Annotated in this window: 14 protein-coding genes; 7 read left to right on the top strand and 7 right to left on the bottom strand. The window is 52.9% G+C overall.

Translation table 11 applies throughout. From position 1 onward, the window contains the following. Positions 1-276: 276 nt before the first annotated feature. The 3 genes from F3J38_RS24665 to F3J38_RS24675 are packed head-to-tail and all read right to left on the bottom strand — an operon-like array spanning position 277 to position 2,838. The gene (locus F3J38_RS24665; protein ID WP_167143277.1) at positions 277-1,458 is read right to left on the bottom strand and encodes an acetyl-CoA C-acetyltransferase; all 1,182 of its coding nucleotides are present in this window, start codon (positions 1,456-1,458) and stop codon (positions 277-279) included. Continuing rightward, on the bottom strand, positions 1,455-2,132 hold the full coding sequence (locus tag F3J38_RS24670; protein ID WP_167143280.1) for a CoA transferase subunit B: 678 nt from the start codon (positions 2,130-2,132) through the stop codon (positions 1,455-1,457). The genes F3J38_RS24665 and F3J38_RS24670 overlap by 4 nt, the downstream gene beginning before the upstream one ends. Continuing rightward, positions 2,119-2,838 (bottom strand): CoA transferase subunit A, encoded by a 720-nt coding sequence (locus F3J38_RS24675; protein WP_167143283.1) that lies wholly within the window; start codon positions 2,836-2,838, stop codon positions 2,119-2,121. Before F3J38_RS24675 ends, F3J38_RS24670 begins: the two co-directional genes overlap by 14 nt. A 145-nt stretch (positions 2,839-2,983) precedes the next feature. Between F3J38_RS24675 and F3J38_RS24680 the strand changes: the two genes are divergently transcribed. From F3J38_RS24680 to F3J38_RS24710, 7 genes are all read left to right on the top strand, one after another. Further along, on the top strand, positions 2,984-3,883 hold the full coding sequence (locus F3J38_RS24680; RefSeq protein ID WP_167143286.1) for a LysR family transcriptional regulator: 900 nt from the start codon (positions 2,984-2,986) through the stop codon (positions 3,881-3,883). Between the two features lie 746 nt (positions 3,884-4,629). Beyond that, entirely contained in the window at positions 4,630-5,244 is a 615-nt protein-coding gene (locus F3J38_RS28010; RefSeq protein WP_205298400.1) for a LuxR family transcriptional regulator, read from the top strand. 16 nt (positions 5,245-5,260) lie between these two features. Beyond that, entirely contained in the window at positions 5,261-5,806 is a 546-nt protein-coding gene (locus F3J38_RS24690; protein ID WP_167143289.1) for a fimbrial protein, read from the top strand. A gap of 59 nt (positions 5,807-5,865) precedes the next feature. Next, positions 5,866-6,606, top strand: coding sequence for a fimbria/pilus periplasmic chaperone (locus F3J38_RS24695; protein ID WP_167143292.1), 741 nt, complete (start codon positions 5,866-5,868; stop codon positions 6,604-6,606). Further along, positions 6,578-9,142, top strand: a complete 2,565-nt coding sequence (locus F3J38_RS24700) for a fimbrial outer membrane usher protein (protein ID WP_370661741.1) — start codon at positions 6,578-6,580, stop codon at positions 9,140-9,142. Before F3J38_RS24695 ends, F3J38_RS24700 begins: the two co-directional genes overlap by 29 nt. A gap of 4 nt (positions 9,143-9,146) precedes the next feature. Beyond that, positions 9,147-10,466: a fimbrial usher protein StbD gene (stbD, locus tag F3J38_RS24705; RefSeq protein ID WP_167143294.1), complete on the top strand. Its 1,320-nt coding sequence runs from the start codon at positions 9,147-9,149 to the stop codon at positions 10,464-10,466. Then, on the top strand, positions 10,432-11,154 hold the full coding sequence (locus tag F3J38_RS24710; protein ID WP_167143297.1) for a fimbrial assembly chaperone: 723 nt from the start codon (positions 10,432-10,434) through the stop codon (positions 11,152-11,154). Before stbD ends, F3J38_RS24710 begins: the two co-directional genes overlap by 35 nt. A 37-nt stretch (positions 11,155-11,191) precedes the next feature. Here the strand turns inward: F3J38_RS24710 and F3J38_RS24715 are convergent, their stop codons facing one another. The 4 genes from F3J38_RS24715 to F3J38_RS24730 all read right to left on the bottom strand — a co-directional run bounded on the left by F3J38_RS24715 (position 11,192) and on the right by F3J38_RS24730 (position 15,134). After that, complete coding sequence (locus tag F3J38_RS24715; RefSeq protein WP_369411040.1) at positions 11,192-12,460, bottom strand: MFS transporter; 1,269 nt, start codon at positions 12,458-12,460, stop codon at positions 11,192-11,194. A gap of 108 nt (positions 12,461-12,568) precedes the next feature. After that, the gene (locus F3J38_RS24720) at positions 12,569-13,495 is read right to left on the bottom strand and encodes an SMP-30/gluconolactonase/LRE family protein (protein WP_167143303.1); all 927 of its coding nucleotides are present in this window, start codon (positions 13,493-13,495) and stop codon (positions 12,569-12,571) included. Continuing rightward, on the bottom strand, positions 13,492-14,442 hold the full coding sequence (locus F3J38_RS24725) for a hydroxyacid dehydrogenase (protein WP_167143518.1): 951 nt from the start codon (positions 14,440-14,442) through the stop codon (positions 13,492-13,494). The genes F3J38_RS24720 and F3J38_RS24725 overlap by 4 nt, the downstream gene beginning before the upstream one ends. After that, positions 14,442-15,134, bottom strand: coding sequence for an RraA family protein (locus F3J38_RS24730; RefSeq protein WP_167143318.1), 693 nt, complete (start codon positions 15,132-15,134; stop codon positions 14,442-14,444). The genes F3J38_RS24725 and F3J38_RS24730 overlap by 1 nt, the downstream gene beginning before the upstream one ends. Positions 15,135-15,209 lie beyond the last annotated feature (75 nt).

A 15,209-nucleotide genomic window follows, 5' to 3' on the forward strand; every position in this document is an offset into this window, starting at 1 on the left:
CCTCTTCGACAGGATGATACTGGCGTATTATGACCGGGCAGAAAAACGTATTATCCGAATCGACTGACCACAAAAGTGTTACCTATGTGGTCGGTCTGATCTGTTACCCATGTGCCCGGTTGTACCTAAATCCGCACCCCACGAAAACCGCATCGAACTGTTAGATACGCATAAATGCGCACCCCACGAAAACCGCACCGAACAATGTAGGGGCGCCATTAATGGCGACCGAAACGCACTTAATTGGCAAGCAGGACGCCATTTGCGGCCCTTGTTTTAGGGACGCTCAATCGTCACAGCCACGCCCATTCCGCCGCCGACACACAGCGTGGCCAAACCGCGCTGCTGCTGGCGTTGCTCAAGCGCATGCAGCAGCGTGACAAGAATGCGGCAACCGGATGCGCCAATCGGGTGGCCAAGGGCAATCGCCCCGCCATTGACGTTGACGCGTTCTGGCAACCAGTTCAGTGTTTTACCTACTGCCAGCGCCTGTGCCGCAAAGGCTTCATTGGCCTCAATCAGGTCTAACTGAGCCAGTGTCCAACCCGCCTGCTGCAACGCTTTTTGTGTGGCGGTCACCGGACCGATTCCCATCACGGCAGGATCGACGCCAGCAACACCGCAACCCGTCAAACGTGCCAGCACCGGTAATCCCAAAATTGCCGCACGCTGTGCTGACATCAGCATCACCGCTGCCGCACCATCGTTGAGACTGGACGCATTGCCTGCGGTCACGCTACCGTCCTTTTTGAATGCAGGATGCAGACGTGCCAACCGTTCTGCTGAGCTATCCGCACGTGGCTGCTCATCTTCGCCAATCACCAGCGCCTCCCCTTTCGCTTGCGGCACCTCGATCGTGGTCATCTCTGCGTGGAAACGTCCCTGCTGCTGTGCGGCCACTGCCTTTTGCTGCGATAACAACGCAAACGCGTCCTGCTCCGCACGGGTAATCTGATATTGGTCGGCCAGATTCTCTGCGGTTATCCCCATGTGGTAATCGTTAAAGGCATCCCACAGGCCATCGTGAATCACACTGTCAACAAGCTGGCTATGTCCGAGACGGCAGCCACCGCGTGCGTCGGGCAGCAAATAGGGCGACTGACTCATACTCTCTTGACCACCCGCAATGACGATCTCAGCCGCACCGCTTTGAATCGCCTGCGCAGCCTGAATGACCGCTTTGAGTCCCGAACCACACACCATATTCAGCGTGCTGGCCGGAACGCTATAAGGCACACCGGCGGCCACCGCGGCCTGACGAGCCGGATTCTGCCCGCACCCCGCGGTTAAGACTTGCCCCATAATCACTTCATCAACCTGAGCGGGATCGACCTGGGTCTGCGCCAGTAGCGCGGCAATCACGCGTTGACCTAACTCAGCGGCTGACAGAGAAGCCAGCGCACCATGAAAACGTCCAATCGGCGTTCGGGTCGCGGCAACAATCACGCATTCGTTCATGGCGCCTCCTGAACTTGCGGGGTCAACACCATTTCGCGCACATCATCCGCCACGCGTAACGCTCCGGCGGTCTTGGCACGAATCTCCTCGATGCTGACACCGGGTGCGTATTCACGCAGGACAAAGGTGTCATCCTCAATTTCTAGCCAAGCGAGTTCAGTGATCACACGGCGAATACAACCTGCGCCCGTGAGTGGCAAGGTACATCTTGTTAGCAGTTTCGATTCGCCCTGCTTGGAGGCGTGCGTCATCATCACGATAATGTTCTCGGCACCCGCTACCAGATCCATTGCGCCGCCCATCCCTTTGACCATTTTGCCGGGGATCATCCACGAGGCGATATTGCCTTGGGTATCCACCTCCAGCGCGCCCAGCACCGTGAGATCGACGTGACCACCGCGAATCATGGCGAAGGATTGGGCAGAGTCGAAAATCGCCGCGCCTTTCCTTGCCGTCACCGTCTGCTTGCCTGCGTTAATCATGTCTGCGTCCAACTCCGCTTGGGTCGGAAAAGCCCCCATACCGAGCAGCCCGTTTTCTGACTGCATCATCACGTCCATGCCGGACGGAACGTAATTGGCGACCAGAGTCGGCATACCAATGCCAAGGTTGACGTAATCACCGTCACGCAACTCTTGCGCCACACGCTGTGCCATCTGTTCACGCGTCAACATGCGCGCCTCCCGTTCTTAAGGTGCGTTGTTCAATGCGTTTCTCGAAACTGCCCTGAATCAAACGGTCAACATAGATTCCCGGCGTATGAATCGCTGCAGGGTCCAGCTCACCGGGCGCCACGATCTCCTCGACTTCCACCACCGTGACGCGTGCGGCCATCGCCATCAGCGGGTTAAAGTTTTGTGCGGTGTGGCGATAAATCACATTGCCGTACCAATCGGCTTTCCAGCCTTTGACGATGGCAAAATCACCGCGAATCGCCTGCTCCAGAATGTAATGACGCCCATCGAATACCCTGACTTCCTTACCCTCTGCGACGGGCGTGCCATATCCCGTCGCGGTGTAAAACGCCGGAATGCCTGCACCGCCCGCACGCACTTTTTCTGCCAGCGTGCCTTGTGGCGTCAGAATCACCTCCAGCTCTCCACTCAGCATCTGTTGCTCGAACAGGGCGTTTTCACCGACATAGGAGGCAACCATGGTTTTGATTTGCTGATTCTCCAGCAGCAACCCCAAGCCAAACCCATCTACGCCACAATTGTTGGATACCACCCTCAGCCCTTTGGTCCCTTGACGACGAATCTGGGCGATCAAATTTTCCGGGATGCCGCACAGGCCAAATCCCCCTGCCAGCACGGTCATGTTGTCTTCTAAACCAGCCAGCGCCTGCTGATAACTGGTTACGCGTTTATCCAAACCTGCCATTGCCGTGCTTCTCCTGAATTCACCGGATAAGCCATCCTCGCGTCACAAAAATGATTTGTTAATTTTGTTTTTCTGCGCCTTTCATTTACTTTTTTTATTAATGGGTTGTTAATTGTTGTTTTACATAAAGTTAACAAATTAAAAAATGAAAATGACTATCAAGCAGTTACGCGCATTTTTAGCGGTTGCTCACACTTTGAATTTTGCCCAAGCCAGCGAGCGACTGGCGATCTCGCAGCCGGCATTGAGTCTGGCGATACGCGGATTAGAGGAAGCGCTCGGCGGTCCACTACTGATGCGCACCACCCGGCATGTCTCACTGACCCCAGAAGGCGAGATCTTTTTCCCCATGGCACGGCGGCTACTGGCGGACTGGGAAAATGCCGAAGAGGCCATGCACCTGCGTTTCACATTGCAATTAGGCAAAGTTTCAATTGCAGCCATGCCCTCTTTCGCTGGTAACCTGCTGCCCGCGGTATTGAAGGCCTTCCGTCAGCGCTATCCCGGCGTCAACATCGCCGTGCATGATGTGATCAATGAAACGGTGCTGGAGATGGTGCAGGAAGGTCGTGTGGAGATGGGTGTTGCGTTTGAGCCTGAGCTGGCTGATGCATTGCATTTCACCCCATTAGGGAGCGATCGCTTTGTGGCAGTGGTGCCTGCGGAAAGTCCTCTGGCGCAAAAGTCGCAGTTAACTTGGCGTGAGTTACTGCATCTCGATTTTATTACGTTACAGCGCCCTTCTGCTGTGCGCCTGCTGCTGGAACAGTCGCTGGCCCAAGCTGGGCGGCGCTTAGATGTCGCTTATGAGAGCCATCAGTTGGTCACCGTAGGGAAAATGGTGGCCAGCGGTTTAGGGGCCAGCGCAGTGCCTGCACTCTGTATCCAGCAGATGCGTGAATTAGGCGCCGTCTGCGTGCCCTTGGTATCACCGACGATTGAGCGACGCGTGGGGATATTAAGATTAAAACAACATCAGTTGTCACATGCCGCTGCAGCGTTGGCACAAACCATGAGTGAGCAATGCCGTTGGCCAGACCTATAAAGGTATTTATGTAAAGCCAACCTAAACCAACCCGCAATTTCCTCATTTCCCCGCGGCGATTTCCAGCGCCGCCAGGAATTAAATCACCATATATAATTAACAAATTGCATAGGCACTGAATGATAAATTGGTGAAAGATCATCGCTTAGGAAAATTATTCACCTGCACTTTGGAAAGTTTTGGTTAATCCTACTAATATAAACTCACTTCAGAAATCAATTAGAAAAATCACCTAATTTTTTGGCGGACATTTTAGGATCAAAATAATAAAGACTTAAATGTAAGAATAATCCTAACAACGTCAATTTAATCCGCAATTATATCGAGAATTATCTAAACGTTGTTGTCGTAAAGATACCGATTGATACCCCTGAAACATTATCAATTTGGTTTAATAAGCACGTTATCAATAACAGTGAGAAATAAATATCATTCGCTTGATAGTGATATCAATTGGCCTAAAAACACGGAGGGATTTAGCATTAAGTGCTATAAAAAAATTGATCTTAATGCGTGCTTTTTTAAATTAATCCTGGTGAATTTAGAAAAATCCTAACTCCTTTGAGGTATTCAGAGAAGAACGGCGCTTCAAGTTGAGAAAAGACAAAGAAATTCCATTTTATCCTCACCTGTAGAACCTAAGACTATTCCGAGCAAAGAAAAAACACCACTTTCTTAACTAATTGAATAAAAACAACTATCCTGCCAGGATATCCGCAGCTCTTGATGGGGCGGATGAGTTAGCTATGAGAAACACAACCAAAGAGGACATACGCTGTGCCAGTTGCAAATATGGCTGCCAGCTGACCGATCGGAACAACGATATTCTTAATCGATGCCCAATTCAAAAAATCGCAGTCTGGCCAGACAGTAATCACTATCTGACTCGGGGCGTATTGTCATTGGTAGCAGGTCGCTATGAAAGTGTTTTTTGTCGCGGCTGTATATTTGTTGATTTTTCGATCTACAACATACGTTATTTAACCAATAAGCACTGGATTGATTATCTTAAATCGACCGGCTTAACCATCGTTTTGATTTGCGATCGTGCCTTAGCCGCATTAGCCGCGCACTGGATGAAGAGAGAGGGAATCCACTCTGTTATTTATTGCGAGGAACCGTTGGTCGATATTAAGCGAACCATCAATAGTACTTATTATGGTTTAAAAGGAGGTGCAAAGCGGAGGGTCAATGCGCTCTCCAGTGAAGAAGTAGCCTTTTTGGATTTAGCGCTCAAAGGCAACTCACTCTCTTCCATTTCGTTAGCCATGAACCATGACATAAAAAAGATTTACAACATGAAAGATTCAATTCGTAGAAAAACCGGCACCAGCCTTAATCAGCTGCTCTCGGGTCACTAAGTAAAAGGATTACACGATGATGACTCAAACACATAAAACACTGTTAACGCTGATGATCTCCAGCACCCTGTTCTCCACTGCTGCGTTCGCCGCGTCGGACAACACCATTAACTTCCAGGGTGAAGTATCCGATGAGACCTGTTCGATCTCAGTGAATGGCAATGCGGCATCCCCGGTGGTGTTGATGCCAACCGTCAGCAAAGCCGATCTCGCGGCGAGTGGTAATACGGCAGGACAAACGGCTTTCACCGTGGGACTGTCCGGTTGCACCGGTGATGCTTCCGCCTCCACAAAAATCTCAACCGTGTTTGTCGGGAACAACGTGACGGCCAATGGCAACCTTGCCAACTCCGGTACGGCGACCAACGTTGAGGTGCAACTGGTGGACAGCAAAGACGCGGTGATTAACCTGGCCGGCGGTTACACCGGCAGTGGTGACTTGACGCTGGCCGCAGGTGAAACGGAATCCTCAGCCACCTACAACGCGCAATATTACGCCAACGGCGTGGCCACCGCCGGTACGGTTGAGGCTTCACTGCAATACGCCGTCACCTACCAGTAATCACGAATCCGTGTGGCTCGCATCATTGGGGCCACACGGAATGACATGAGATTGTTTGTATGTTTTTACGTAAGGCCTTGTCTTGTTTATTACTGAGCACGGTGCTGACTTCAGCACAGGCCAGCGTGACGCTGCTGGGGAGCCGAATTATTTATCCAGGTGCGGCTAGCTCGATCGATATTCAATTTAAAAATGGCGACAACATTCCTTATATCATCCAGGCCTGGTTTGATGACGGGGATATTGATGCCAAACCACAGCAAATAAACCGAGTGCCTTTTATTATCACACCGCCGGTATTTCGTATTCAGCCTAAAGCAGGACAAGTTGCCCGCGTCATGTTTAGCTCATCGCGTCCGCTGCCCCAGGATAAGGAATCTGTGTTCTGGTTTAACATGCTGCAAATCCCACCCGCAGGACAGGCTTCTGCAGCTAAGCAGAATGCGATGACCGTGATGTTGCGTAACCGCATCAAGTTGTTCTATCGCCCGGCCGCCATTGGAAAACCAGGCAATATTCTGCAGGGTATTAAAGTCCGTAGCCTGTTCGATGAGCGCCACGGTAGTGGAATCGAGATCGAGAATGCGCAGCCGTGGTTTGCTTCACTCGTTGCCGCCACCCTGCAGATAGCGAATAAAACTTACCGCTGTGAACCCGAGATGGTCGCCCCATTCTCTCAGCAGACCTGTTGGTTTCCCAATAATAAACAGCGCTTACAGGGTGTAGGCACCGTGCGTCTCGACGCCATCAACGACCAGGGAGCAAGAATAAGTGAAAGTTACCCCATCCACTCCCAGTGAATTGAAACTGCCCTTATTCTTCCTGACTGTTTCATTCTATTTTTCTTCACCTGCGCACAGCGATGAATTTTATTTTGATTCGTCGCTGTTTAAAGGATCGGCATTTGGTCAGAACATCGAACAATTTAATCATGGAAATTTACCTGCCGGAGAATATCTGGTCGATGTCTATTTAAATAACCAGTTGGTCTCTTCTGGCGTGAAGCTGAATTTTTTACCCTCTGCCGTGGGTCAGCCAGCAGAGCCGTGTTTGCCGCTCGCACTGGTCAACATGATGCAAATTAAACATAGCACCGGCAACGTGGCTTCAACGCGCTGTTCGTCACTGGCAGCCTGGACGCCTCAGGGCAACTGGGAGTTTGATTCCGCCGCTTTACGTTTAAACATCACGCTGCCGATGTCTGCGCTCAATCGCACGCCCAGAGGATACATCCCACCTGAACAGTGGGATCAAGGCATGACCGCGCTGTTCCTGCGCCATAACACCAACTACACCTGGACGGAAAATAGCGCGGCGGGCTATCGCTATCAGTACTTATGGAGTGGTATCACGGCCGGCACCAATCTCGCTAACTGGCAGCTGCGCCATCAGGGGAATCTACGCTATCTCAGCAGTAGCCTGGGTGGCAGCAGCTATCGCTACAACAGGGTGAGAACCTGGGTACAGAGGCCGGTAGAAGCGATCAATAGTCAGGTTGCCGTTGGCGATAGTTACACCGAAAGCTCGCTCTTCGGCAGTCTAGCCTTCAACGGTATCAAACTCGCCTCCGATGAACGTATGCGGCCGCAAGGACGTCGTGGCTATGCGCCAGAGATTCACGGGATTGCCTCCTCGAATGCACGGGTGGTAGTGAAACAGCTCAACCGTGTGGTGTATGAAACCGTGGTGCCACCGGGTCCCTTTGTCATAAACGATCTCTACAACACCCGCAGTCAGGGTGACTTTGAGGTCGAGGTGATCGAAGCCAATGGCAAGAACGCTACCTTTACGGTGCCCTACGCGTCAGTGCCGGACTCCGTTCGACCGGGCAACTGGCACTACTCACTGGCCCTGGGACGGGTACGTCAATATTACGCGGTCAATAACCACTTCTTTGAGGGTGTGTTACAGCACGGTATCAGCAATAGCCTGACGGCAACCGCGGGTTCCCGATTGGCTGAAGATTATCAGGCTTGGTTGCTGGGCGGCGTCTGGGCAACCGACGTGGGTGCGTTAGGTATCAATACCACTTTCTCTCAGGCAAAAGTCGAAAATGATCAACGTACTTCGGGCTGGCGCGCAGAGCTGAGCTACAGCAAAACGTTCGAAACGGGTACCAACCTCGTGTTAGCGGCTTATCGCTATTCCACTCGTGGCTTTCGCGATCTTGAAGATGTGTTGGGTATGCGACGCCAGCAACAGGCCGGGATCAGCTACTACTCTGATTCGCTCAATCAACGTAACCGCCTCTCCGCCACCTTGAGCCAATCAATGGATGAGTATGGTTTGGTCAGTCTGAGCGCCAGCACCGCTGATTATTACAACAATCAATCACGCATCACGCAGTTGCAACTCGGCTATACCAACAGCTGGCGAGGCATCAGTTACGGCGTTAACGTGGCGCGACAGCGTACCTTCTGGAACACCAGTCGATACGATCTGAGTGTTAATGATGACCAGGACAGCAGCCGTCAGCAGAAATACACCGAAAACACGGTGTCATTCAATATCTCATTGCCGTTGAACTGGGGCTCAGGTTTTTCATCGGTTGCTTACAACTACAACCAGACTAAACAGAGCCGTTCGTCGACGGTTTCCCTTACGGGTTCGGCAGGCGACCAGCGTGATTTCTCCTATTCGCTGTATGGCGGCACCGAGCATTACCGCAATGGTACCAGCGGAGAAGCCAGCTCATTTGGCGGCAACCTACAACAGAACACTCGCTTCGGGGCGGTGCGCGCCAACTACGGCCAGGGGAATAACTATCGTCAGGTGGGTTTAGGCACGTCTGGCACGTTACTGCTGCATCGCGGTGGATTGACCGCAGGGCCTTACACCAGCGAAACCTTCGCCCTGATTCATGCCGAAGGCGCCCAAGGTGCTGTGGTTCAGAATGGGCAAGGTGCTGTGATCGATAGCAACGGCTATGCGTTGCTGCCGTCACTGACGCCCTACCGTGAGAACACCGTGAGTCTCGACACCCTGAATATGCGCGCCGATGCCGAGTTGAGCGGAGGAAGCCAGCGCGTTGTGCCTTACGCCGGTGCGGTGAGCAAAGTGAGTTTCTCCACCCTCCGCGGTAACGCGGTGTTGATCTCATTAAACACTAACCTGGGCTTGCCGCCCCCCATGGGTGCAGAAGTCCGAGATGCGGCCGGTACAGTGGTAGGTGTGGTGGGCCAAGGCAGCCAACTGTATGCCCGTGTGCCGCACGACTCTGGCACATTAAAAGTGAGTTGGGAAGGCAACACAAATCACTGCTTAGTGGATTATCAAATAACCGGAAAAACGCAACAGGCGCTGATCCTTCTCGATGGTATTTGCAGGAAGTCATAACCCCGTGAACATTAAATACACGCTCTTTGCGCTGCTGCTGCTCCCTCTGACGTTGTGGGCTAACTGCATAAAAGTCACCAGTAGCTCCTCGCTCTCTGCCGCCGTAATAGCGGCGGGCTATACGGCGTCCTCCTGGACCGGCGCATGTGATACCTGCTCTGGTAACGTGGGCTTGCCTTCGGTGATCAGTATTAACAGCGGCACATCATTTCAGCCCGCAGGTTCGCTGATTGCCAGTTCGGTAGGATCATTTCTGACTTCGGCCAGCAATGTGGCCTATAGCCCAAACCAAATCCTCTACCGCTGTGCTGTCGCTGATGCCAGCAGCTTGTACGAGATGTACGCCACCAACGGTGACAGTGCTTATGCCGGGATGTATGCCAGTAGCGAAGTCGACGGTGCTTATTATGATGTCGCGAAGAACGTCGCCGTTCGCATGACCAACACCGCGACGGGCGAGTATTACAGTCGCTACTGGAAGGCACGTCAGTTCACCGCTGATAGTTGGTATTCCGATGGGACGTATCTTTATATTCCGGCCAGCGCCTTCAGCAACGTGCTCTATGAGATGTACAAGATCAGTTCGACCAGTTATTACGCCAATGGCGACAACCGCTACAGCGATACATGGACACAGCCGCGCGGCTATATCGCCTTTAAAGGCCCCGGTTTGGATACCAACAGTTTGGTGGTGGGCCAGGACAGCGCCAGTTATTGGTATGGGTGGTACGGCAACTGGCCTGCCGCCTGGAGCACCTATAACAATGTCACCTACGTGCGCGGTGCGCTGTGTGAGGTACAAAACTACCCGTCGGTGGTGCTGTTACCCACCATCAGCGTCGGCACCCTTACCGGCGGTGGCAGCAGCCAGGCCCCTTTTTCTATCTCTTTGCAATGTGAAACGGGCGCCAAAGCCAGCACCAGCACCTCAACCAGCAGTTCCGCCAACGTGGCCATGGGATTGCTGGTGAACCAGTCTAATGCCGTCTTACAGGCAACCCAGTTGGGACTCACCACCAGCGGGGGCGGTCTGACCTGGTTACTGGATTCGCGCTACGGCAGCAGTGGCGTCGCCTCCGGTGTGGGTATCAAAATCTATGACAGCAATGGCAGCGCAATCAATCTGCTGCCTAATTTGGCCAGCACCGGCACAGGCAATACGCGCGGCTGGTATGCCTACACGGATCTGACCTCGCTGGTGTCATCAGGCACCAGCAATATTTACAGCGGTGATTTTACGGCTTCCCTTGAAGCCTTAAGTGGACAAACAGTGACAGCAGGAACAGTGAATGCGCAGTTGCAAGTTGTGGTTAGTTTTCAGTAGCGCAGTGGCGATAGCCAGCCAGTTTTTCAGCGGAAACGCCTTGGCGGTAGTCAATGTAGATCGCACGCGCATCATTTTCAGTGCCAACCAAACCAGCCAGACGCTGAATGTGAAGAATGGGCCGGAGAACCCTACGGTAGTGCAAATTTGGAGTGATGAAGGTGACTTAATGCAGTCACCGGATCTCAGCAAAACGCCGGTATTCGCGATGCCGCCGATGATGAGGTTATCGCCCGATGAACAGCGTTCCATTCGTCTGGTGCTGACGACCCGTCAGTCATTGCCGGAAGACAGAGAAAGCCTGTACTGGCTGAACGTTTATCAGATTCCCGCTCTGACTCAGCAGACCGGCAGTGCAGAGCGGAAGATCGTACTGCCGCTGCGTATTCGACTTAAAGTCTTTGTTCGACCTGCAACGCTTAACGCACCCAAACCCGATGACGCACAAAAACTGCGCTTTGTGGTCAAGGGTAATCAACTCAGCGTGGAAAACCCCACACGCTGGTTTATGAGCCTGCGCTTGCAGATCGCCAATAAGATCCAGGTGAACGATGTGATGGTCGCGCCGCTTAGCACGCAATCCATCACGCTCAGCCAACCTGCGCTGCCCAATGAAAAGGTCAGCTACGAAGTGTTTGACGATAATGGCAATCCGGTGAGTTACATCAGTACTACGCGTTCATCGTGAAGGCTGCCGCGCCAAGGTTTGGCGCGACACTCCAGCATTACTCAGTCTTATAGGGGTCTTTGACCTGTGACACAGCCAGTGCGCCAATCAGTAACACAGCTGAAACGGCTATAAGTGCCCACATAAAACCACCTGACATTTGCTTAACATAGCCAATCAGTGACGGGCCAAAAAATCCGCCCAAATTACCGACAGAGACAATTACCGCCAAGCCAGCGGCGGCGGCATTCCCGGTGAGGAACCCCGAGGGTATCGCCCAAAAGGACGCCTGAAATGCCAGAATCCCACTTACCGTAAAACAAAGTGCCAGCATTTTCAGCACAGGCTCAGACACCACCGCACTGACAGAAAGCGCACATGCGGCAATGATCAAGGCACCACTTACCCAGCGAATTCGATGCGGCGACTGATTGGCTCGCTTAGCCCACAGCAGCATACTCAATGCCCCGCAGATATATGGCAGTGCGGTGAGAAAGCCCGTGGCTGTGTGACTGACGCCCATCTGTTTAATTATTTGTGGCATCCACAAGCCAACGCCAATCGATCCCACAATGCCGCAAAAGTTGATCATCGCCAGTAGCCACAACAAAGGATTGCGCATCGCATGCTGCATACTCGCACCATGCTTGGCGGCAATGCGCTGCTGCTCATCGTCCAACCGACGTTGTAACAAGCTTTTCTCTTCTGCAGTCAGCCACTTTGCCTTGGCTGGTTTATCATCGAGAAAGAACAAACAGAGAATACCGAGGATGACGGCAGGCACACCCTCGATCAACAACAGCCACTGCCAGTTGCGGATATGCTCATGTCCAGTGAGTTGCATCAGCGCCCCCGAAATGGGAGCGCCAATAATATTCGCCACCGGAATACCGACTAAAAACGCAGCGGTGATCTTTGCTCGCCATGTGCCTGGGAACCAATAGGTAAAAAACAGGTAGATTCCCGGTGTAAAACCAGCCTCAGCCATGCCAAGGCAGAAACGTGCTACTGCAAAACTCATCGGCCCCGTGACAAATGCAGTGGCCATTGAGATCACTCCCCACGAGATCATGATTCGCGCAATCCAAATACGTGCGCCGGTTTTCTGCATGATGAGATTACTGGGAATTTCAAACAGGAAATATCCAATGAAGAACATCCCTGCGCCAAAACCAAACTGCTCAGCCGTAATGCCGAGATCGGCGTTCATGCCGAGTGCCGCAAAGCTGACATTGGTTCTGTCGAGATAGCTGATGACATAACAGATAAAAATAAAGGGCAGAATGCGGCGGAATGCTTTGGCGACAGCGCGCTCGCTCTGGTCCATCTCTTGTGCGTTGAGCGTGTTAGATTCGGGCGAAGCAACAGTATTCGGTGCCGCGTCAGGTAAGGTATGCAGGGTCATAAGAGGCTCCAGAGTGCTCTGCGGCACCTGTTATTGTTGTTGTGAGCTGTACAGCACGTTGCCGGGGATTGTCATTTCGCAAGTCAATATGGAACCGGTAACTGACTCGGTAATGAACAGCTTGTGTCGGTGATGACCGCCATAACAGACATTGGTGGTGGAACGCCCTGCGGGACTGGTGATGATTTGTATAGGTTCCGCCAAAGCGTTCAATAACCACAATCGACCTAATCCCGGATTTGCAATCATCAACTCCCCTTCTGCGTTGATGGCCAGCCCATCTGGGCCACTCGGACCATACGAAGTGAAAAATTGGCCGACTTTGCTGACCGATCCATCCCTTTGCAGCGGAACACGCCAAATACAGTTGCCGCGCGTCATGGCCACATACAGCACACTTTCGTCAGGAGATAGTACTAAGCCGTTGGGACTTGGACAGTTGTCCAGCAACAGGTCGAGTCGCCCATCAACGCCCAATCGATAGACGCGGCCGGTTGGGTCATGCAAACCGGTTTGGCCTTGGTCGGTGAAGTAGAGATTGCCACAGCGATCAAAAGTGAGATCGTTAACACCTTTGAAACTCTCAGAGTTACGCCGTGTCAGCCAAGGGGTGACGCTTTTGTCAGAGAGTGACAGCTTCATCAGGCCATTTTGGTAATCGGTGATAATCAGCGTGTCATCATCCAGCAATTTCATGCCGTTGGGCTCACCCGCGTACTGAACGATCAACTCCCACTCACCGTTCATATCGACACGGAAGATGCGGCCATAGGGGATATCCGTGACATACAGACAGCCTGAAGGGTGCCAGACGGGTCCTTCAAGAAAAGAGTCTACGGCCTGCCCACCGCGATTCGCCGCAGACCAGGCATTGGCTGGATCGGGATGCCGATAGTGGTCAGGCAACCGAGTAAAAAATTCTGCCTCGCGGATGACGGGTTGTGTCAACGTGATCACGGTGACACCCCCGCTTCCAGAGGATGCTCTTGCAATACCTGCAAAATATTCTGCGCCGCAACCGTCCCCATACGAATATAAGAGGCATCGCTGACTCCCCCAATATGCGGTGAAAGGATGACATTCGGAATACCCTGCCAACGATGGGGTGCCGCGAGGGGCTCCACACTAAAACTGTCGAGTGCCGCAGCATGCAATGCACCAGATGTCAGGGCCTCGACCAACGCCGTTTCGTTAATCAACCCGCCTCGTGCGGTGTTGACTAAAATGGCACCGGGTTTGAATTTGGCTAAGGTTTCCGAATTGATCATCTCGTGATTGGATGCGGTAAGTGGGCAGTGCAGTGAAACAACATCTGCCTGCGCCAATAGACTCTCCATGTCAGCGACCGCTTCACAAGCTGGCGGCAGTTCTCGCGCGTAGGGATCATAGGCGAGCACTCGCATACCAAAAGCGTTACCTGCACGGGCAACCCGGCTACCAATCGCGCCCAGGCCAATCAACCCTAAAGTACGGCCTTCCAGTTCCACTGACTTATGCGTCGATTTGTCCCAGAACCCGGCTTGCATACGCGCATCCAAGGCAATGACTGATTTGGTGCAGGCCAGGATCAATGCCCAAGTGTGCTCTGCCACGGCGGCGGCGTTGGCCCCAGGAGCAGAGCAGACAAGGATATTGCGAGCTGCCGCCGCCTGCTGATCGATAACATCAATGCCACTGCCATGCTTGGAGATCACCCGTAGCGCAGGTGCAGCGTCCATCACTGCCGCGGGAATTTTGCCGTAGCGCACCAGAATGGCTACTGGATTGTATTGCTGACAAAGCGCGATCAGTTGCGCTTCTGTGGGTTGTTTGCCTGCGAAAACCAGTTGATAGCCATGCAACATGGCCACCGCTTCTGCAGCCAGATCGCTGCCAGTAATCAGTACTACGGGAGCAGCATCCATCACAGCGACTCCCCTTCGCCCAACATACCGGCCTGGCGCAACGCTTTCTCTACCCATGAAGGGCGCAAATCACCTGTACGAATAGCGGCAAGACGCTGGGTTTCCCCTTCCAGTTTTTTCTTCGCGAGTGCGATGATGGCCTGCACTTCAGCACGCGGAATCACAACCACACCATCGACATCCCCGACAACGAGGTCACCCGCCTCAATCTGTGCGCCAGCCACTGAGACCGGGTGATTGACCCGTCCAGGAATGAGTTTTGTCGGACCACAAGGGTTTAAGCCTGCGGCAAAGACCGGATAATTTTGCTTGCTCAGCGTGTCGGCGTCACGCACAGCGCCATCAATGATGATGCCTGCAATGCCCGTCGCTTCTGCCTGCGTCGCCATAATCTCACCCAGCAAAGCACAGCTGAGATCGCCTTTACCGTCCACCACGATGACATCCCCCGGTTGGGCAATTGCCAGCGCCGCATGGATCGCGAGATTGTCGCCTGGGCGGACTTCAACCGTAATTGCCGGGCCTGCCACCTTCATGTGTGATGCCAGTGGTTTGATTCTGCCATGCAACGTACCTCTGCGACCGGCGACATCCGCCAATATTGCGGCCTGATATTCCGCAGCCTGCTGTACTTCTTCTGCCGTCACTCGCTGGATATTTCGCTGAATCATGGTGTTGGTTGGGTTTGTCATACCTGCTCCTGTTGTTTTACTCTGTAAAACTGATGTGTACAATATAAAACAACTATAGCCAGGCTAATGCATGAT

Source organism: Candidatus Pantoea formicae (assembly GCF_011752625.1).
In the GTDB taxonomy this organism is placed as follows: Bacteria; Pseudomonadota; Gammaproteobacteria; order Enterobacterales; family Enterobacteriaceae; genus Pantoea; species Pantoea formicae.

Bases quoted from the DNA above. Each gene is read 5' to 3' on its own strand.
- F3J38_RS24675 (WP_167143283.1), bottom strand. From the start codon at position 2,838: ATGGCAGGTTTGGATAAACGCGTAACCAGTTATCAGCAGGCGCTGGCT.
- F3J38_RS24695 (WP_167143292.1), top strand. From the start codon at position 5,866: ATGTTTTTACGTAAGGCCTTGTCTTGTTTATTACTGAGCACGGTGCTG.
- F3J38_RS24665 (WP_167143277.1), bottom strand. From the start codon at position 1,458: ATGAACGAATGCGTGATTGTTGCCGCGACCCGAACGCCGATTGGACGT.
- F3J38_RS24710 (WP_167143297.1), top strand. From the start codon at position 10,432: ATGCGCAGTTGCAAGTTGTGGTTAGTTTTCAGTAGCGCAGTGGCGATA.
- F3J38_RS24670 (WP_167143280.1), bottom strand. From the start codon at position 2,132: ATGTTGACGCGTGAACAGATGGCACAGCGTGTGGCGCAAGAGTTGCGT.
- F3J38_RS24680 (WP_167143286.1), top strand. From the start codon at position 2,984: ATGAAAATGACTATCAAGCAGTTACGCGCATTTTTAGCGGTTGCTCAC.
- F3J38_RS24690 (WP_167143289.1), top strand. From the start codon at position 5,261: ATGATGACTCAAACACATAAAACACTGTTAACGCTGATGATCTCCAGC.
- F3J38_RS24715 (WP_369411040.1), bottom strand. From the start codon at position 12,460: ATGGACCAGAGCGAGCGCGCTGTCGCCAAAGCATTCCGCCGCATTCTG.
- F3J38_RS24730 (WP_167143318.1), bottom strand. From the start codon at position 15,134: ATGACAAACCCAACCAACACCATGATTCAGCGAAATATCCAGCGAGTG.
- F3J38_RS28010 (WP_205298400.1), top strand. From the start codon at position 4,630: ATGAGAAACACAACCAAAGAGGACATACGCTGTGCCAGTTGCAAATAT.
- F3J38_RS24725 (WP_167143518.1), bottom strand. From the start codon at position 14,442: ATGGATGCTGCTCCCGTAGTACTGATTACTGGCAGCGATCTGGCTGCA.